Source organism: Streptomyces sp. NPDC001663, from assembly GCF_042893105.1.
In the GTDB taxonomy this organism is placed as follows: domain Bacteria; phylum Actinomycetota; class Actinomycetes; order Streptomycetales; family Streptomycetaceae; genus Streptomyces.
The window spans coordinates 366,729-384,748 of record NZ_JBIAUR010000002.1; the positions used below are offsets into that span (position 1 = coordinate 366,729).

The 18,020-nt window shown below is 70.2% G+C and carries 15 protein-coding genes; 9 read left to right on the top strand and 6 right to left on the bottom strand.

Annotation, left to right across the window (positions count from 1 at the left end; all coding sequences use genetic code 11):
* Positions 1–103 precede the first annotated feature (103 nt).
* Together groES and groL are read left to right on the top strand one after the other, a co-directional pair.
* Positions 104–412: a co-chaperone GroES gene (gene groES / locus ACFY1L_RS08045; RefSeq protein ID WP_055493212.1), complete on the top strand. Its 309-nt coding sequence runs from the start codon at positions 104–106 to the stop codon at positions 410–412.
* 119 nt (positions 413–531) lie between these two features.
* Entirely contained in the window at positions 532–2,157 is a 1,626-nt protein-coding gene (groL, locus tag ACFY1L_RS08050; protein WP_388819866.1) for a chaperonin GroEL, read from the top strand.
* 57 nt (positions 2,158–2,214) lie between these two features.
* Here groL and ACFY1L_RS08055 read toward each other — a convergent pair whose 3' ends face one another.
* The 3 genes from ACFY1L_RS08055 to ACFY1L_RS08065 all read right to left on the bottom strand — a co-directional run bounded on the left by ACFY1L_RS08055 (position 2,215) and on the right by ACFY1L_RS08065 (position 4,534).
* Positions 2,215–2,922: an ester cyclase gene (locus ACFY1L_RS08055; protein ID WP_388819868.1), complete on the bottom strand. Its 708-nt coding sequence runs from the start codon at positions 2,920–2,922 to the stop codon at positions 2,215–2,217.
* Between the two features lie 73 nt (positions 2,923–2,995).
* Positions 2,996–3,769: an SDR family NAD(P)-dependent oxidoreductase gene (locus ACFY1L_RS08060; protein ID WP_388819870.1), complete on the bottom strand. Its 774-nt coding sequence runs from the start codon at positions 3,767–3,769 to the stop codon at positions 2,996–2,998.
* Between the two features lie 96 nt (positions 3,770–3,865).
* Complete coding sequence (locus ACFY1L_RS08065; protein WP_388819873.1) at positions 3,866–4,534, bottom strand: MOSC domain-containing protein; 669 nt, start codon at positions 4,532–4,534, stop codon at positions 3,866–3,868.
* A gap of 80 nt (positions 4,535–4,614) precedes the next feature.
* On the opposite strand from ACFY1L_RS08065, the gene ACFY1L_RS08070 reads away from it, so the two are divergent.
* Complete coding sequence (locus tag ACFY1L_RS08070; RefSeq protein ID WP_388819876.1) at positions 4,615–5,511, top strand: LysR family transcriptional regulator; 897 nt, start codon at positions 4,615–4,617, stop codon at positions 5,509–5,511.
* A gap of 86 nt (positions 5,512–5,597) precedes the next feature.
* On the opposite strand, the gene ACFY1L_RS08075 is transcribed toward ACFY1L_RS08070, so the two are convergent.
* Positions 5,598–5,927: a WhiB family transcriptional regulator gene (locus ACFY1L_RS08075; protein ID WP_388819879.1), complete on the bottom strand. Its 330-nt coding sequence runs from the start codon at positions 5,925–5,927 to the stop codon at positions 5,598–5,600.
* Positions 5,928–6,309: 382 nt separating this feature from the next.
* On the opposite strand from ACFY1L_RS08075, the gene ACFY1L_RS08080 reads away from it, so the two are divergent.
* The 4 genes from ACFY1L_RS08080 to ACFY1L_RS08095 all read left to right on the top strand — a co-directional run bounded on the left by ACFY1L_RS08080 (position 6,310) and on the right by ACFY1L_RS08095 (position 10,713).
* Positions 6,310–6,921, top strand: coding sequence for a response regulator transcription factor (locus tag ACFY1L_RS08080; protein ID WP_003948568.1), 612 nt, complete (start codon positions 6,310–6,312; stop codon positions 6,919–6,921).
* Between the two features lie 319 nt (positions 6,922–7,240).
* Positions 7,241–7,828: a sigma-70 family RNA polymerase sigma factor gene (locus ACFY1L_RS08085; protein WP_093905211.1), complete on the top strand. Its 588-nt coding sequence runs from the start codon at positions 7,241–7,243 to the stop codon at positions 7,826–7,828.
* A gap of 154 nt (positions 7,829–7,982) precedes the next feature.
* On the top strand, positions 7,983–9,485 hold the full coding sequence (gene guaB, locus ACFY1L_RS08090) for an IMP dehydrogenase (protein ID WP_388819882.1): 1,503 nt from the start codon (positions 7,983–7,985) through the stop codon (positions 9,483–9,485).
* Between the two features lie 103 nt (positions 9,486–9,588).
* The gene (locus tag ACFY1L_RS08095; RefSeq protein ID WP_388819885.1) at positions 9,589–10,713 is read left to right on the top strand and encodes a GuaB3 family IMP dehydrogenase-related protein; all 1,125 of its coding nucleotides are present in this window, start codon (positions 9,589–9,591) and stop codon (positions 10,711–10,713) included.
* A 542-nt stretch (positions 10,714–11,255) separates the two neighbouring features.
* Here ACFY1L_RS08095 and ACFY1L_RS08100 read toward each other — a convergent pair.
* A complete protein-coding gene (locus ACFY1L_RS08100) occupies positions 11,256–12,464 on the bottom strand; it encodes a nucleotide sugar dehydrogenase (RefSeq protein ID WP_388819888.1) in 1,209 nt (402 codons plus the stop codon).
* Positions 12,465–12,737: 273 nt separating this feature from the next.
* Here ACFY1L_RS08100 and ACFY1L_RS08105 point away from each other — a divergent pair, with 273 nt between their 5' ends.
* A complete protein-coding gene (locus tag ACFY1L_RS08105; RefSeq protein WP_388819891.1) occupies positions 12,738–14,444 on the top strand; it encodes a glycerol-3-phosphate dehydrogenase/oxidase in 1,707 nt (568 codons plus the stop codon).
* A gap of 100 nt (positions 14,445–14,544) precedes the next feature.
* Here the strand turns inward: ACFY1L_RS08105 and ACFY1L_RS08110 are convergent, their stop codons facing one another.
* A complete protein-coding gene (locus tag ACFY1L_RS08110) occupies positions 14,545–15,588 on the bottom strand; it encodes a serine hydrolase domain-containing protein (protein WP_388819894.1) in 1,044 nt (347 codons plus the stop codon).
* Between the two features lie 173 nt (positions 15,589–15,761).
* On the opposite strand from ACFY1L_RS08110, the gene ACFY1L_RS08115 reads away from it, so the two are divergent.
* Positions 15,762–18,020 (top strand): serine/threonine-protein kinase, encoded by a 2,259-nt coding sequence (locus ACFY1L_RS08115; RefSeq protein WP_388821118.1) that lies wholly within the window; start codon positions 15,762–15,764, stop codon positions 18,018–18,020.

An 18,020-nucleotide genomic window follows, 5' to 3' on the forward strand; every position in this document is an offset into this window, starting at 1 on the left:
CCAACTACGCGACGGGCAGGTCCGGCACCCGCGACGACGGATCCACCTGGTCGCCACCTCAGACAGTTAACCCCGTGAGATCTCCGAAGGGGGAGGTCGGATCGTGACGACCGCCAGCTCCAAGGTTGCCATCAAGCCGCTCGAGGACCGCATCGTGGTCCAGCCGCTGGACGCCGAGCAGACCACGGCCTCTGGCCTGGTCATTCCGGACACCGCCAAGGAGAAGCCCCAGGAGGGCGTCGTCCTGGCCGTGGGCCCGGGCCGCTTCGAGAACGGCGAGCGCCTGCCGCTCGACGTCAAGACCGGCGACATCGTGCTGTACAGCAAGTACGGCGGCACCGAGGTGAAGTACAACGGCGAGGAGTACCTCGTCCTCTCGGCTCGCGACGTGCTCGCGATCATCGAGAAGTAATTCACCTCAAGCACATTTTGCTTGTGAGCTGCGCCCCGGGCCCCCGCGACCTTATGAAGCCGGGCGTCAGGGGCGCAGTTCGTTTCACCCACGTTTTCCGAGAGGGCTGAACCGCTCCCATGGCGAAGATCCTGAAGTTCGACGAGGACGCCCGTCGCGCCCTCGAGCGCGGCGTCAACAAGCTGGCCGACACGGTCAAGGTGACGATCGGCCCCAAGGGCCGCAACGTCGTCATCGACAAGAAGTTCGGCGCGCCCACCATCACCAACGACGGCGTCACCATCGCCCGTGAGGTCGAGGTCGAGGACCCGTACGAGAACCTCGGCGCGCAGCTGGTGAAGGAGGTGGCGACCAAGACCAACGACATCGCGGGTGACGGCACCACCACCGCCACCGTGCTGGCCCAGGCGCTCGTACGCGAGGGCCTGAAGAACGTCGCCGCGGGTGCCTCCCCGGCGCTGCTGAAGAAGGGCATCGACGCGGCCGTGGCCGCGGTCTCCGAGGAGCTCCTCGCGACCGCCCGCCCGATCGACGAGAAGTCCGACATCGCCGCCGTCGCCGGTCTGTCCGCCCAGGACAGCCAGGTCGGCGAGCTCATCGCCGAGGCGATGGACAAGGTCGGCAAGGACGGTGTCATCACCGTCGAGGAGTCCAACACCTTCGGTCTGGAGCTGGACTTCACCGAGGGCATGGCCTTCGACAAGGGCTACCTGTCGCCGTACTTCGTGACGGACCAGGAGCGCATGGAGGCCGTCCTCGACGACCCGTACATCCTGATCAACCAGGGCAAGATCGCCTCGATCGCCGACCTGCTGCCGCTGCTCGAGAAGGTCATCCAGGCGGGTGCCTCCAAGCCGCTGCTGATCATCGCCGAGGACGTCGAGGGCGAGGCCCTCTCCACCCTGGTCGTGAACAAGATCCGCGGCACCTTCAACGCGGTCGCGGTCAAGGCCCCCGGCTTCGGCGACCGCCGCAAGGCGATGCTGCAGGACATGGCGGTCCTCACCGGCGCCACGGTCATCTCCGAGGAGGTCGGCCTCAAGCTCGACCAGGTCGGCCTGGACGTGCTGGGCTCCGCCCGCCGCGTGACGATCACCAAGGACGACACGACCGTCGTCGACGGCGCCGGCAACCACGAGGACGTCGTGGGCCGCGTCGCCCAGATCAAGGCCGAGATCGAGAACACCGACTCCGACTGGGACCGCGAGAAGCTCCAGGAGCGCCTCGCGAAGCTGGCCGGCGGCGTGTGCGTGATCAAGGTCGGCGCCGCCACCGAGGTGGAGCTGAAGGAGAAGAAGCACCGTCTGGAGGACGCCATCTCCGCGACCCGCGCCGCGGTCGAGGAGGGCATCGTCTCCGGTGGTGGCTCCGCGCTGGTCCACGCCGCCAAGGTGCTCGAGGGCGGCCTCGGCAAGACCGGCGACGAGGCCACCGGTGTCGCCGTCGTCCGCAAGGCCGTCGTCGAGCCGCTGCGCTGGATCGCCGAGAACGCCGGCCTGGAGGGCTACGTCATCACCTCCAAGGTCGCCGAGCTCGAGAAGGGCCAGGGCTTCAACGCCGCCACCGGCGAGTACGGCGACCTGGTCAAGGCAGGCGTCATCGACCCGGTCAAGGTCACCCGCTCCGCCCTGGAGAACGCCGCCTCCATCGCCTCCCTGCTTCTGACGACCGAGACCCTGGTCGTCGAGAAGAAGGAAGAGGAGGAGCCGGCGGCCGCGGGCCACGGTCACGGCCACTCCCACTGACAACACGTCAGCAGTAGGGCCCGGCACCCTCGGAGTGCCGGGCCCTCGCGTTTCCCCCTACATCTCGAGCCCTTCGAGCGCGCCCAGCTGCGCCATCAGCCCCAGCCGGTCGTACTGCCACCATCCCTCGACGATCTTCCCGTGCTCGCCGAACCGCTGGATGGTCGTACCCGTCATGGAGACCGCCTTCCCACTGGCGGGAATCCCCATGAACTCGCCCTTCTGGGTCCCCTTCCAGGTCCACCGCGTGCACACGCGGTCCCCCTCGGCGATCTGGTCCCCGACCTCGAAGGTGAAGTCGAAGCCGGCGCGCCACATCCCGACCTCGCGCCGCATCGCGTCCATGCCGATGGTGTCCTGCTCGTTGGCGGGATCGTGGTCGTGGTAGTTCTCCGCGATCACATCGTCGAGCGGCGGCAGCTCCCCCTCGGCGGCCAGCAGCTCGAAGAACCGCCGGGCGTTGGCCGCGTACAACTGCTCGTCCCGTACGACGTCCAGATCCGTGAAGGTCGGCATCTCGTCACAGAGAGCCACCATCTCCCGGAAGATCTTGTCCGTCTCGGGCAGGTTGGAGTTCCGCATCGCCTCCTCGTACGACGGGAACTCCACGATCTCGATGAAGTGCGACGCGTCGGAGTGGTCCTTGCCGACCATCGCGTGCGTCGCCGTCCGCTTCCCCTTGGTCTGTTCGACCCACGCGTCCATCAGCCGGTTGATGTCATCGAACCGGCTCGTCCTGCAGTCGATGAGCTGTACGAACGTCATGGTGATGCCTCCGGTCCGCCTGGTCCGGTCGTACGGCACCATTCTCCTCCTCCGGCGGCACGGCGCCATGCGCCTACTGAGGCCCGTACTTCCGCCCCGTACGCGAGGAGATCCCGCCCAGCAGCCCCCGGGGCGTCACCTTCACGAGTCCCATCAGCACCTTGTAGCGCGGGTCGGGGATGGACAACGACTTCCCCCGCGCGAGATCTCCCAGCGCCGCCGCCACCAGCTTGTCCGCATCCAGCCACATCCAGCCGGGGATGTTGTCCGTCCCCATCCCGGCCCGCTGGTGGAACTCGGTGCGCACGAACCCCGGGCACAGCGCCATCAGCCGCACCCCGCTGCCCGCCAGGTCCTTAGCCGCGCCCTGCGTGAACTGCACGACCCACGCCTTGGAAGCGCCGTACGTCCCGCGCGGCACGAAGGCGGCCACCGACGCGACGTTGACGACCCCGCCGCGCCCCCGCTCCCGCATCGCCTCGGTGGCAGCCGCCGTCAGCCGCAGCACCGCCTCGCAGTGCACCTTGAGCATCTTCAGCTCGTCGGCCATCGATACGTCGAGAAAGCGGCCCTTGTTGCCGAAGCCGGCGTTGTTGACCAGCAGGTCGACGGGGTTCTTGCGATCGGAAACGCGGGCGGCCACCGTCTCGATGCCCTCGTCCGTCGCAAGGTCGGCGGTGAGGACCTCCGCCTCGATGCCGTGCCGGTCGTGCAGTTCGGTCGCCTGTTCCTGCAACCGCTTGGTGTCGCGCGCGACGAGCACCAGGTTGTGCCCGTCGGCCGCCAGCCGCCGCGCGAAGGCGGCACCGATGCCCGCGGTCGATCCCGTAATCAGAGCCGTTGTCATGGGCCAAGCGTAGTTACCCGGACTGTGCGGATCCGATCTCTGCACACGGCCCGACGGTGGTGAAGCATCCGAGGAGAAGGCGCCCCTGAACCCCCGTCAGGAGCCGTACTTCTCCAGGTACCTGCGCGCCGCCTCCCGCCCGTCCGGATGCAGCGCGTCCCCGGCCGCCAACAGCCTTGGCAGCAGCGCCCGTTCGGTGGTGACCGCCCGGAACTGCAGTGCCACCGTCACGTCGTGGTCCGGCCGGTGCACGATCTCGACCGGGTCGCCGGAGCGGATCTCGCCGGGCTCGATCACCCGCAGATACGCGCCGGGCGCACCCTTCTGCGTGAACCGCTTCACCCAGCCCTTCTCACCCAGATGGCCCTGGAAGGTGAGACAGGGAATCCGTCCGCAGGTGACCTCCAGCACGACCTCGGGCCCGATCCGCCAGCGCTCGCCGATCAGCGCGCCCGAGACGTCGAGGCCCTCGGTGGTGAGGTTCTCGCCGAACGAGCCGTTGCGCAGCGAGCGCCTCAACTCGCGCTCCCAGTCGTCGAGATCCTCGCGCGCGACGGCGTACACGGCCTGGTCGTCGCCGCCGTGATGGCGCATCTCGCACACCGCGTCCCCGGCCAGCCCGCTCGCGCCGACCCCCTTGGGCCCGGGCGCCGCCACCCGCACGGGCCCGTCCACCGGCTGCTTGTCGATGCCGGTCACACCCTGGGGCTGGTCCGTGTACGGCACGGGCTTCGGGCGGCCGAGGTTCACAGACAGAAGCTTCATGTCCGCACGGTAAGCGACCTCGGCTCAAAGTGTCGACGCATTATCGGGCCCACTGTCAAAGGATCACTTATCCTCGAACCGTGATCGAAGCCCGTCATCTCCGCGTACTGCGCGCCGTCGCCTCCACCGGCTCCTTCTCGGCCGCGGGCCGCGAACTGGGCTGCACCCAGCCCGCCGTGAGCCAGCAGATGAAGGCCCTGGAGGCCTCGGTCGGCACCCCGCTGCTCATCCGCAGCGGACGCGAGATGCGGCTGACACAGGCAGGCGAGGCGCTCGTCCGGCACGCGAACGGCATCCTCGCCGGGCTCACCGCCGCCGAGGAGGAGGTCGCCGCGATCGCCGGCCTGCGCGCGGGCCGGGTCCGGCTCGTCTCCTTCCCGAGCGGCAGCAGCACCCTCGTCCCCACCGCCCTCGCCGCCCTCCGCGCCGCCCACCCCGGCACCCGCGTCTCCCTCGAGGAGGCCGAACCGCCCGCCTCCGTCGAGATGTTGCGCGAGGGCGACTGCGACGTGGCACTCGCCTTCCGGTACGAGGGTGCGGCCGGCGCCGAGGAGTGGGACGACCTCGTCGTACGACCGCTGCTGACCGACCGCCTCGTCGGGCTCGTGCCCGAGCGGCACCGCCTCGCGCAGGCCGGGACCGTGGCCATCGGCGACCTCGCGCGCGAGCCGTGGATCGCCGGATGCCCGCGCTGCCGCGGACAGTTGGTGGAGGTGTGCGAGACCGCCGGGTTCACCCCGCGCATCGACTTCGCCACCGACGACTACCCGGCGGTCGTCGGCCTGGTCGGCGCCGGCCTGGGCGTCGCGGTACTGCCCCAACTCGCCATCGAGTCCGTACGGCCACGCCACGCGCGCGTGCTGACGCTGGAACCGGCGGTGCGGCGGGAGATCGTGGCGCTCACCCTGCCCGATCTGGCCCAGGTGCCGGCGGTCGCGGCGACGCTGGAGCAACTCGGGCGCGCGGCAGGGCGGTAGAGAAGAAGAAGGGCACGCATGCGTGCCCTTCTCGACGGGAGCTCGGGGTCCGGGAGCTCGGAAACCGGAAATGAAGAAACGTTCCTTCAATTGTTCGAGGCGTTGACCGCGCCGGCCGCCCCCGCCGACACCAGCCGGTTCCGCGCCCGCCCCATGAGCTCTTCGCGCTCGTCCTCGGTCAGGCCGCCCCACACGCCGTACGGCTCGCGCACCGCCAATGCGTGCGCCGCGCACTGCGCGCGTACCGGGCACCTCATGCAGACCTCCTTGGCCGAGTTCTCGCGAGCGCTCCGGGCCGCACCGCGCTCACCCTCCGGATGAAAGAAGAGCGAGCTGTCCACCCCGCGACAGGCAGCCAGCAGCTGCCAGTCCCACAGGTCCGCGTTCGGTCCGGGAAGGCGGGAGAAATCTGCCATTACGTGACCCCTTGTAGCCGTTCTGAGCGGATACGGTGCCAACGACCGTACATCTACGATCTAAGGAGATGAAAATATGACTCATTGCGAATCTAGCCTCAGACACCAGCAGATGGGAAGAAAAGGGGTCTAAATGGGGCATGGGTTGTGATGAAACGTTGAGGGTCCGCCCTGCATGTCTGCATCGTGTCCGTGCCCTCACGTAGAGTGCCGAAGATGGCACACAGCCCCGTAACTCTTTCGAGTGACCGTCGTTGAGAGTGCGGAGGCGGTTGAAGCAACAAGTGCTCGGGCAGGCGTCCGAGACGGTCGACCGCACAGGTGACGATTTCGTACCAGCCTGGAGGCTCAAGGTGACGTGCATCAGCTGCGGAGGGCGGCCATGACATCCGTCCTCGTCTGCGACGACTCCCCGCTTGCCCGAGAGGCGCTCCGCCGCGCGGTCGCGACCGTGCCCGGCGTCGAGCGCGTGACGACCGCGGCCAACGGCGAGGAAGTCCTCCGCCGCTGGGGCGCCGACCGCTCGGACCTGATTCTGATGGACGTACGCATGCCCGGTCTGGGCGGCGTCGAGACCGTGCGCCGGCTGCTCTCCGCCGACCCCGGCGCGCGCATCATCATGCTCACCGTCGCCGAGGACCTGGACGGCGTGGCCCTCGCGGTCGCCGCGGGTGCGCGCGGCTATCTGCACAAGGACGCCTCGCGCGCGGAGTTGCGGGCGACCGTCACGCAGGCGCTTGCCGACCCGACCTGGCGGCTCGCCCCGCGTCGGCTGCGGTCCGCCGAGATGGGTGCGGCGCCGACGCTCACCGCGCGTGAGATCCAGGTGCTGGAGGGCATGAGCCACGGGCGCTCCAACGCGGAGATCGGGCGTGAGCTTTTTCTCTCCGAGGACACGGTCAAGACGCATGCCAGGCGGTTGTTCAAGAAGCTCGGCGCGTCGGACCGGGCGCATGCGGTGGCTCTCGGGTTCCGGTGGGGTCTGGTTCGCTGAGAGCCCGGTCGTGCAGGCCGTCGCCTTGGTGCGTGTCGTTTGTGGCTGGTCGCGCCCCCGCGGCGGAGCCACACGGTGTGTCGCCCCGCGCCCCTTTGGGGGCGCGGATGCACACCCGGTCAAGTGGCGCTGACGGTGCCCGCTGCTCGTTTCGGCGCGGATGCCGCATCCTTGAGATGTGGAGTCTCTCGGGGACGAGTCGGTCGAGCGGAAGGGGAGGGCGCAAGGGATGAGTTCCGGCGCACCTGCTCATAACGCTTCGGTGCACAACATCGGACACGGTGCCACGGGCCGCGCGGCCGCAAGGCACCATGGACCGATGCGCGACGACGAGGCGGCGAGTGCCGCAGGGGCGATCGGTGCACTCGTCCATCGCGCGGTCGACGGAGACGAGCAGGCCACGCATGACCTGCTCGCCCATGTCCACCCCCTGGCGCTGCGCTACTGCCGCACCCGTCTGTCCCGGCTGCCGGGCGACGCCCGGCACTTCGTGGAGGACCTCGCGCAGGAGGTCTGTGTCGCCGTCCTCCTGGCGCTGCCGCGCTACCGGGACACCGGCCGGCCCTTCGAGGCGTTCGTGTTCGCCATCGCCGCGCACAAGGTCGCGGACCTGCAGCGGGCGGCGATGCGGCACCCGGGCTCGACGGCGGTTCCCTCCGACGAGATGCCGGAGCGGCCGGACGACTCGCTCGGCCCGGAGGAGCGCGCCCTGCTCAGCAGCGACGCCGAATGGGCCAAGAAACTCCTGGCCAACCTCCCCGAGAACCAGCGCGAACTGCTCCTGCTGCGCATCGCGGTGGGCCTCACGGCCGAGGAGACGGGCCAGATGTTGGGAATGTCACCCGGAGCGGTCCGGGTGGCCCAGCACCGGGCGCTGAGCCGCCTCAGGGCACTCGCGGAACAGTGACGCCTGCGCCGTAGACGCCTTCCTTGAGCAGGCCGCTCGACAATTCCGTACGAACATACGAAGCCCATGGTCACCCGGAACCGTGGAATTCGAGAGCCGTGCTTCCCGTTAGCATGGACATCCGCACCGATCAAGGCCATTTGGGGAAGGTGTCATGACTGCAAACGTCGACGGAGTGCCCGGTAAATTCGCGACACTCGGGCTGACCTACGACGACGTGCTGCTGCTGCCGGGTGCATCGGAAGTGCTCCCCAACGCGGTCGACACCTCGTCCCGCATCTCCCGCAACGTCCGGGTGAACATCCCGCTGCTCTCGGCGGCGATGGACAAGGTGACCGAGTCCCGCATGGCGATCGCGATGGCCCGCCAGGGCGGCGTCGGTGTGCTGCACCGCAACCTCTCCATCGAGGACCAGGTCAACCAGGTCGACCTCGTGAAGCGCTCCGAGTCCGGCATGGTCACCGACCCGATCACGGTGAACCCGGACGCGACGCTGGCCGATGCCGACGCGCTGTGCGCCAAGTTCCGCATCAGCGGTGTGCCGGTCGTCGACGGCGGCGGCAAGCTGCTCGGCATCGTCACCAACCGCGACATGGCCTTCGAGAGCGACCGCTCCCGCCAGGTGCGCGAGGTCATGACCCCGATGCCGCTGGTCACCGGCAAGGTGGGCATCTCCGGCGTCGAGGCCATGGAGCTGCTGCGCAGGCACAAGATCGAGAAGCTTCCGCTGGTCGACGACGCGGGTGTCCTCAAGGGCCTGATCACGGTCAAGGACTTCGTGAAGGCCGAGCAGTACCCCAAGGCCGCCAAGGACTCCGAGGGCCGGCTGCTGGTCGGTGCCGCCGTCGGTGCCAGCCCCGAGGCGCTGGAGCGCGCCCAGGCGCTCGCCGAGGCCGGTGTGGACTTCCTGGTCGTCGACACCTCGCACGGGCACAACAGCAACGCCCTCAGCTGGATGTCGAAGATCAAGTCGAGCGTGCGCGTCGACGTGATCGGCGGCAACGTCGCCACGCGCGACGGCGCCCAGGCGCTGATCGACGCCGGCGTCGACGGCATCAAGGTCGGTGTGGGCCCGGGCTCGATCTGTACCACCCGAGTGGTCGCCGGCATCGGTGTCCCGCAGGTCACCGCCATCTACGAGGCGTCCCTCGCGGCCCGCCCGGCAGGCATCCCGCTGATCGGTGACGGTGGCCTGCAGTACTCCGGCGACATCGGCAAGGCGCTCGCCGCCGGTGCCGACACGGTGATGCTCGGCAGCCTGCTCGCGGGCTGCGAGGAGTCGCCCGGCGAGCTGCAGTTCATCAACGGCAAGCAGTTCAAGTCGTACCGCGGCATGGGCTCGCTCGGCGCCATGCAGTCCCGGGGCCAGGCAAAGTCGTACTCGAAGGACCGCTACTTCCAGGCCGAGATCGCCTCCGACGACAAGCTTGTGCCCGAGGGCATCGAGGGCCAGGTGCCCTACCGCGGTCCGCTGGCCAACGTCCTGCACCAGCTCGTCGGCGGTCTGCGCCAGACCATGGGCTATGTGGGCGCCGCCAGCATCGATGAGATGGAGACCAAGGGCCGCTTCGTGCGGATCACCTCCGCGGGTCTCAAGGAGAGCCACCCGCACGACATCCAGATGACGGTCGAGGCACCGAACTACAGCAGCAAGTAGTTCTCAGGCTTCCAAAGGGCGGTCCCGGAGCATCCGGGGCCGCCCTTGTCGTACCCGTCGGCGATACTGGAGGCGCTGAAACGCAGAGGGAAAGGCCACAGACGTGACTGAGATCGAGATCGGGCGCGGCAAGCGCGGCCGCCGGGCGTACGCCTTCGACGACATCGCCGTCGTCCCCAGCCGCCGTACGCGGGACCCGAAGGAGGTCTCGATCGCCTGGCAGATCGACGCCTACCGCTTCGAGCTGCCCTTCCTGGCCGCCCCCATGGACTCGGTCGTCTCTCCGGCCACCGCGATCCGCATCGGCGAGCTCGGCGGCCTGGGCGTGCTGAACCTCGAGGGCCTGTGGACGCGGCACGAGGACCCGCAGCCGCTGCTCGACGAAATTGTCGAGCTCGACGCGGAGACCGCGACCCGCCGGCTGCAGGAGATCTACGCCGCCCCCATCAAGGAGGAGCTGATCGGCGCGCGCCTGAAGGAGGTGCGCGACTCCGGCGTGGTCACGGCGGCCGCGCTCTCCCCGCAGCGCACGGCGCAGTTCTCCAAGGCGGTCGTGGACGCGGGCGTGGACATCTTCGTCATCCGCGGTACGACGGTCTCCGCGGAGCACGTCTCCGGCTCGCACGAGCCGCTGAACCTGAAGCAGTTCATCTACGAGCTCGACGTCCCGGTGATCGTCGGCGGCTGCGCCACGTACACCGCGGCCCTGCACCTGATGCGCACGGGCGCGGCGGGCGTCCTGGTCGGCTTCGGCGGCGGCGCGGCGCACACCACGCGCAACGTGCTGGGCATCCAGGTGCCGATGGCCACGGCGGTCGCGGACGTGGCGGCCGCCCGCCGCGACTACATGGACGAGTCCGGCGGCCGGTACGTGCACGTGATCGCCGACGGCGGCGTCGGCTGGTCCGGCGACCTCCCGAAGGCGATCGCCTGCGGCGCCGACTCGGTGATGATGGGCTCCCCGCTCGCGCGCGCGACGGACGCGCCGGGCAAGGGCCACCACTGGGGCATGGAGGCCGTCAACGAGGAGCTGCCGCGCGGCAAGAAGGTCGACCTCGGCACGGTCGGCACGATCGAGGAGGTGCTGACCGGCCCGTCGCATACTCCCGACGGCTCCATGAACTTCTTCGGGGCGCTGCGTCGGGCCATGGCCACGACCGGCTACAGCGAGCTGAAGGAGTTCCAGCGGGTCGAGGTCACGGTGGCGGACTCGCAGCACAAGCGGTAGGTCGTACGGCGTGATGGGGGCCGGTCACCTGATGGGGTGACCGGCCCTTTCGTGTGCCCTGGTGCCTACTCGGGGCGCGCGGCGTGGTGCGGGGGCGCGCGGTTGTGTTCGGGGCGGATACGGGCTGGTCAGCCGGGCCGAGAGCGATAACGTCCGTGTCGGCGCCCCAGGTTGCTGGAGCGCCCCCTTCCAAGGAGTCACCGCAGGCCCACTCGCTGGGATCGGATCCGTCTTCGGATGGTGAAGTGCCGGAGGAGGTGGATCTTGCGGATTTTCGGACGGTGAGCGGCCGCCCCCCGAGCAACTAGGGGCGGACACTCCGTGAACCATCCAGGAGCCTGCCGCAGTGCCACCTGCGGTGGGCTCCACCTTGTTGGCGTGATGGTGAGCGGCTGCCCCCACGACAACTAGGGGCGGACACTCCGTGATCCATCCACGAGCCTGCCGCAGTACCCGCTGCGGCCGACCCCACCTGTCTCCGTAAGGTACCCGCGCCGCGCCTGCCACCAGCCCCCGGAGCCCGTCCACCCGCGCGCCCCCCTTCACAACCGATGGGCCGCCCCCGTAGGCGCAGCTCCCCGCGTGTCCAGCAGCAGCTGTGCCTTCACCGACAGGCCCTGGAGGTCGTACGTGCGGTGGTGCTGGAGCAGGATCGTCAGGTCGGCGTCGGCCGCGGCCTCGTAGAGGGAGTCCGCGCGGGGGACGGGGCGGTCCAGGACGTTCCAGGACGGGACGTGCGGGTCGTGGTAGCTGACGGAGGCGCCGAGTTCCATGAGGCGGACGGCGATCTCCCGGGCGGGGGTGCCGTGTTGGTCGGCGAGGTCGGGCTTGTACGTGACGCCGAGGAGCAGCACGCGCGCGCCGCGCGCCGATTTGCCGTGCTCGTTGAGGAGCGCCGCGGCGCGCTGGACGACGTAACGGGGCATCTGGCTGTTGACCTGCTGGGCCAGTTCGACCATCCGCAGGGTGCGGCCGGCGGCGCGGGTCAGGTCCTGGGGGACGGTGTGGCCGCCGACTCCGGGGCCCGGGCGGAAGGCCTGGAAGCCGAACGGCTTGGTCTCGGCGCAGCGGATGACGTCCCAGAGGTCGACGCCCAGGTCGTGGCAGAGGACCGCCATCTCGTTGACGAGCGCGATGTTGACGTGCCGGAAGTTGGTCTCCAGGAGCTCCACGGTCTCCGCCTCGCGCGGGCCACGCGCGCGTACCACCTTGTCCGTGAGGCGGCCGTAGAACGCGGCGGCGGACTCGGTGCAGGCGGGGGTGAGACCGCCGATCACCCTCGGGGTGTTGGCCGGGGTGAAGGCGCGGTTTCCGGGGTCCACTCGGCTGGGGGAGTAGGCGAGGTGGAAGTCGCGGCCCGCGCGCAGCCCGGAGCCCTTCTCGAGGAGGGGACGGAGGAACTCCTCGGTCGTGCCCGGGGGCACGGGCGACTCCAGGATGACGGTGGTGTGCGGGCGCATGTGCGCGGCCAGGGCGCGCCCGGCCGCCTCCACCTGGCCGAGGTCGAGCGCGGCGTCCGCGCCGCGTGGGGTCGGCGCGCAGATGACCGCGGTGCGCACGCGGCCGAGCTCGCCCGGGCTGGTGGCGTGCCGGAAGCCCCCCGAGAGCATCCGGCGCAGTTCGGCGGGGCTGAGGGAGCCCGTCTCGGGCCCGGTGCGGTAGCCGAGCGTGGGAATGCCGGCGGTGACGGCTGCCTGCGCCAGGGGCAGGCCGAACGGGCCGAGTCCGATGACGGCGAGATCTGCGGGCATGGCGTGGGCCGTCCTTCTCAGTAACCGAAGCGGGACACATGCGCAAGCCCTGTGGACAGGACGGGCGAGGCGCAATGTCAGACTAGGAGTAAATATGCCGATTTGCGGGATTGCTCGTACGTGTTTTCCGGAGGTCACGGGAATGTTGTCCACAGGCTGGGGGTGAGTGGTGGCTGAAGTCGGGCAAGCCGGTCAGAATTTGGGCAGGGGAGGGAGAGGAACCGGGCTTCGCCCGACGGGTGCGGCCGGCGCTACCGACAGCAGGAGGCAGCGGTGAGGACAGCGACACTGGGGCCGGCGCAGCGAGCCGAGTCACTGGCGGGAATGGCCGAGCGAGAGCTGGACGTGCTGGTCGTGGGCGGCGGTGTGGTCGGCGCGGGCACCGCACTGGACGCCGTGACGCGCGGCCTGTCCACGGGCCTGGTCGAGGCGCGTGACTGGGCGTCGGGCACCTCCAGCAGGTCCAGCAAGCTGATCCACGGCGGACTGCGCTATCTGGAGATGCTCGACTTCGCACTCGTACGAGAAGCGCTCAAGGAGCGCGGCCTGCTGCTGGAGCGGCTCGCCCCGCACCTGGTGAAGCCGGTGCCGTTTCTGTATCCGCTGCAGCACCAGGGCTGGGAGCGCCTGTACGCCGGTTCGGGCGTCGCGCTCTACGACGCCATGTCCATGGCCCGCGGACACGGCCGGGGTCTGCCGATGCACCGGCACCTGACCCGCCGGCACGCCCTGCGCGTGGCACCCGCCCTGAAGAAGAACGCGCTGGTCGGAGCCCTGCAGTACTACGACGCCCAGATGGACGACGCCCGCTATGTGGCCACCTTGGTGCGCACGGCGGCGTCCTACGGCGCGAAGGTCGCCAACCGCGCGCGCGTGACGAGCTTTCTGCGGGAGGGCGAACGGGTTGTCGGTGCGCGCGTGCAGGACGTCGAGGCGGGCGGCGAGTACGAGATCCGCGCCAAGCAGATCGTGAACGCGACGGGCGTGTGGACCGACGACACCCAGGCCATGGTCGGAGAGCGCGGGCAGTTCCACGTCCGGGCGTCCAAGGGCATCCACCTGGTCGTACCGAAGGACCGCATCAACTCCTCGTCCGGGCTGATCCTGCGCACCGAGAAGTCCGTGCTGTTCGTCATCCCGTGGGGACGGCACTGGATCATCGGCACGACGGACACCGACTGGGACCTCGACAAGGCGCACCCGGCCGCCTCCAGCGCGGACATCGACTACCTCATAGAGCATGTGAACTCGGTGCTCGCGGTGCCGCTGACGCGGGACGACGTGCAGGGCGTGTACGCGGGGCTGCGCCCGCTGCTGGCCGGCGAGTCGGACGCCACCAGCAAGCTGTCGCGCGAACACACGGTCGCGCATCCCGCGCCCGGGCTGGTCGTGGTGGCGGGCGGCAAGTACACGACGTACCGGGTGATGGCCAAGGACGCGGTCGACGAGGCGGTGCACGGGCTCGACATGCGGGTCGCCGAGTGCGTGACGGAGGACGTGCCGCTGCTGGGGGCCGAGGGCTACCACGCGCTGTGGAACGCGCGGGCGCGGACGGCCGCGCGCACCGGCCTCCATGTGGTGCGCGTGGAGCACCTGTTGAACCGGTACGGGTCGATGGCGGAGGAGGTCCTCGACCTCGTCGCCGCCGATGCGTCGCTCGGCGAGCCCCTGCAGGCCGCCGACGACTATCTGCGCGCCGAGATCGTCTACGCCGCCTCGCACGAGGGCGCCCGGCACCTGGACGACGTGCTGACCCGGCGCACCCGCATCTCCATCGAGACCTTCGACCGGGGGACGCGGAGCGCCCGGGAGGCCGCCGAGCTGATGGCGCCGGTGCTGGGCTGGGACAAGGACCAGATCGAGCGCGAGGTCGAGCACTACGAGAAGCGGGTGGAGGCCGAGCGGGAGTCGCAGCGGCAGCCGGACGATCTGACGGCGGATGCGGCACGGCTGGGGGCGCCGGACATCGTGCCGCTCTGAGCCGGGGCCGATCGTCGCACTGCGCCTGTGCTCCGTGTGCGGCTCGACATCACCCGAACGAGTGTCGTGAACCGGGATCTTCGTTCGGAACCGGGTCGTTCTACGGGGTGCGGGGGCAGAACTCGGCGGCGAGCAGCCGTGGTTCGAGGCCGGGGTCTGCGATCGCGTCCGTGTTCACGCGGAAGGTGAGGACACGCCGGCCGTCGACGGTGGCTGCGGTGCGCACGTAACTGCCGGTGATGCGCCCGTTGTGCCCCCACACCGTGATGCCGCACGGCAGCTTCACGGGAAACAGGCCCATGCCGTACGAGCCGTGTGCGGTACGGGTGTCGCGCATCTCGCGCAGCCGGCGCGGGGGCAGCAGTTCGCCGCCGAGCAGGGCCGCGTAGAAGCGGTCCAGGTCGGCGAGCGTGGTCACCAGCTCGCCCGCAGCTCCGGCCACCCGCGGGTCGAGTTCGGTGACATCGGTCCCGGCGGCCGTGTAGGCGCGGCCGTGCGGGAAGGGCAGGGAGGTGCGGGATCCGGGGAAGGAGGTGCCCGTCAGACCCAGCGGAGCGATGATGCGGCGCTCGGCCTCGGTGGCGTACGAGTGGCCGGTGACCTGCCGGACGACCATGCCGAGCAGGACGTAGTTGGTGTTCGAGTAGCGGAAGCGGCCGCGGTCGGCCGGGGGGTGGGTGAGCGCGATGCGTACGGCCTGATCGGGGGTCAGGGGGACGATGCCCCCGGTGTCCCGGGTGAAGTCGTACAGGCCGCTGGTGTGGGTGAGCAGGGAACGCAGGGTCAGCGCGCGACCGTCGTTGCCCGCTCCGTGCACCAGGCCCGGCAGGTGCTGCTCCACCGTGTCGGACAGGGACAGCCGGTGTTCCGCCGCGAGTTGCAGGACGACCGTCGCGATGAAGGTCTTCGTGATGCTGCCGGCGCGGAAGTGGTCGTCGCGGGCGATTCCCCGGCCGGCCTGGGCGTAGCGGGTGCCGGACTCCTCGCGGGCCAGGAGGGCCGCGGCAGGGGCTCCGCCCCTGGTGACCAGCAGCGGGAGGACCGTGTCCGTGGCCGGTACGGCGGGCGCCGAGGAGGCAGTCGGGGCGAGACCGAGGAGGGCCAGGGACACAGGTACGGCGAGTAGCGTCCGAAGCGGCGTCATCGCGGGGGTCCTCCCTTGTCGGGGCCCATCATGCAGGGCGGCGGAACGTGCGCTTCAGCGGGGCCCCGGGTGCACAGGGCCCCGGTGGGGCCTCACGGGCACCCTGGGCGTCGGGCACTTGTCGGGTGAGGGACAATGGAGGCTCTGTCAGGGCGGGTTGCATGAGGGGACGCATGTCGGAGGCGGAGCGGGCGGGGACATCTCGTCAGGACACTCGTCAGGACAAGAGCGAGCGTCTTCTCGCCGGGCGGTACCGGCTGGGAGGAGTGCTCGGCCGCGGTGGCATGGGCACGGTGTGGCGGGCCGAGGACGAGACCCTCGGCCGGACGGTCGCCGTCAAGGAGCTGCGGTTCCCGTCGAACATCGACGAGGACGAGAAGCGCCGGCTGATCACACGGACACTGCGCGAGGCCAAGGCGATCGCGCGGATCCGCAACAACAGCGCGGTGACGGTCTTCGACGTGGTCGAGGAGGACGACCGGCCGTGGATCGTGATGGAGCTCGTCGAGGGCAAGTCGCTCGCCGAGGTCATCCGGGAGGACGGCCTGCTGGAGCCGAAGCGCGCGGCCGAGGTCGGGCTCGCGATCCTCGACGTGCTGCGGTCGGCGCACCGCGAAGGCATCCTGCACCGTGACGTGAAGCCGTCGAACGTGCTGCTGGAGGGCGAAACCGACCGGGTTGTGCTCACCGACTTCGGCATCGCCCAGGTCGAGGGCGACCCGTCCATCACCTCGACCGGCATGCTCGTCGGCGCGCCCTCCTACATCTCCCCGGAGCGGGCCCGCGGGCACAAGCCCGGGCCCGCGGCCGACCTCTGGTCGCTCGGCGGACTGCTGTACGCGGCGGTCGAGGGCGTGCCGCCGTACGACAAGGGCTCCGCGATCGCGACGCTGACCGCCGTGATGACCGAGCCGATGGAGGAGCCGAAGAACGCGGGGCCGCTGAAGGACGTCATCTACGGGCTGCTGACCAAGGATCCCGCCAAGCGGCTCGACGACGCGGGTGCGCGGGCGATGCTCAACCGTGTGATCCACGCGCCCGAGCCGAAGGAGGCCGAGCCGGAGCCGCCGGCGGACGCGACCAGGGTCGTGCCGATTCCGGTGCAGCCCGACGTGCCCGCGGGCAAGGGGAGTTCGGGGGGCTCCGGCGGAAAGCGGGGCGAGGAGGCGGCGGAGAAGCTGCGCGGGGCGCTGCGTTCCGTGCGGAAGGCCGCCGTGGCTGCGGGGGCGGCGGCCGGTTCGGCGGCTGGCGCTCGGAGCAAGTCGGGGAGTGGTACGGCGGGTTCGGGCTCCGGTGGTGCCGGGGCCGGTGGTACTGCGTCCACCGGAGCGGCTGCCGAGGGCGGGGCTTCGGGGGCTGCCCGTGCGGCCGGTTCTTCGGCTCCGGCCGCTTCGACCACACCGAAGGATTCCAGCCCGCCGACGAAGCCGATGCCGCCCGTGCCTCCGGCGCCTTCCGCACCGTCTTCTGCGCCGACGATTCCCTCGCAGTCCGCGGGGGCGCCGGCGGCTGCCGGCTCCTCGGGAGCCGCGCCTTCCTCGGCCTCTTCGGCGTCCTCGAGTGGAGCGGCCGCCGGGAGCCGGGAGCGAGGGGCGCAGGGGGCGAACCAGCAGGCCGGGGGGCGGAGTTCGGGGTGGCCCGTGATGACTCCGCCGGATCTGCCGCCGCGGCCCGTGCCCAGGGCTCCGCTCACCGACGTGGTGCCGAAGCGGACGCTGGTGATCATCGCGGTGGTCGTGGTGCTCGCCGTGCTCGGGACCGTGCTGGCGCTCACGCTCGGCGGGGACGACGGCAAGAACACCAACGGTGCCAAGGGCAGTGGCGGCAAGGCCTCCGCGAGCGCGTCGGCCAGTGCCGACACCAAGGAGGACAAGAGCGGGAGCGGTACGGACGGTTCGAGCCAGTCCGACGCCGGCTCGTCGGCCGGGAGCACGCCCAGCAACGGCCCGAGCGCGTCCGGCGGAAGCGGTGCGGCGGCGGACGGTTCGTCCGCGGGCGGCAGCGCGGTGAAGACGTACAACGGGAGCCAGGGGTACTCGATCGGGCTGCCCAAGGGGTGGAGCTACCAGTCCACGGGTGCGGCGGGGGACCGGTTCACGGGGCCCGACGGGCAGAAGCTGCTCGTCGCCTGGACGTCCACGCCCAAGGGCGACCCGGTGTCCGACTGGGAGAACCAGGAGCGCTACATGACGCGCTCGCAGTACAAGAAGATCCGCATAGAGAAGGTGAGCTACCGCGGTTGGAACACGGCCGACTGGGAGTTCTCCTATGTGGAGGGCGGGACCAAGTACCGGACCATCGACCGCGGGTTCGTCGTCAACGAGCATCTCGGATATGCGCTGATGTACACGGCAAAAGACGCCAATTGGGACAGTGGTCTCCGCGAGAACACCTGGAAGACGCTCGCGAAGACGTTCGAACCGAAGTCGTAA

Bases quoted from the DNA above. Each gene is read 5' to 3' on its own strand.
- ACFY1L_RS08055 (WP_388819868.1), bottom strand. From the start codon at position 2,922: ATGACGTTCGTACAGCTCATCGACTGCAGGACGAGCCGGTTCGATGAC.
- ACFY1L_RS08100 (WP_388819888.1), bottom strand. From the start codon at position 12,464: ATGCCCGCAGATCTCGCCGTCATCGGACTCGGCCCGTTCGGCCTGCCC.
- ACFY1L_RS08110 (WP_388819894.1), bottom strand. From the start codon at position 15,588: ATGACGCCGCTTCGGACGCTACTCGCCGTACCTGTGTCCCTGGCCCTC.
- guaB (WP_388819882.1), top strand. From the start codon at position 7,983: ATGACTGCAAACGTCGACGGAGTGCCCGGTAAATTCGCGACACTCGGG.
- ACFY1L_RS08085 (WP_093905211.1), top strand. From the start codon at position 7,241: ATGCGCGACGACGAGGCGGCGAGTGCCGCAGGGGCGATCGGTGCACTC.
- ACFY1L_RS08060 (WP_388819870.1), bottom strand. From the start codon at position 3,769: ATGACAACGGCTCTGATTACGGGATCGACCGCGGGCATCGGTGCCGCC.
- ACFY1L_RS08115 (WP_388821118.1), top strand. From the start codon at position 15,762: ATGTCGGAGGCGGAGCGGGCGGGGACATCTCGTCAGGACACTCGTCAG.
- ACFY1L_RS08075 (WP_388819879.1), bottom strand. From the start codon at position 5,927: ATGGCAGATTTCTCCCGCCTTCCCGGACCGAACGCGGACCTGTGGGAC.
- ACFY1L_RS08080 (WP_003948568.1), top strand. From the start codon at position 6,310: ATGACATCCGTCCTCGTCTGCGACGACTCCCCGCTTGCCCGAGAGGCG.
- groL (WP_388819866.1), top strand. From the start codon at position 532: ATGGCGAAGATCCTGAAGTTCGACGAGGACGCCCGTCGCGCCCTCGAG.
- ACFY1L_RS08065 (WP_388819873.1), bottom strand. From the start codon at position 4,534: ATGAAGCTTCTGTCTGTGAACCTCGGCCGCCCGAAGCCCGTGCCGTAC.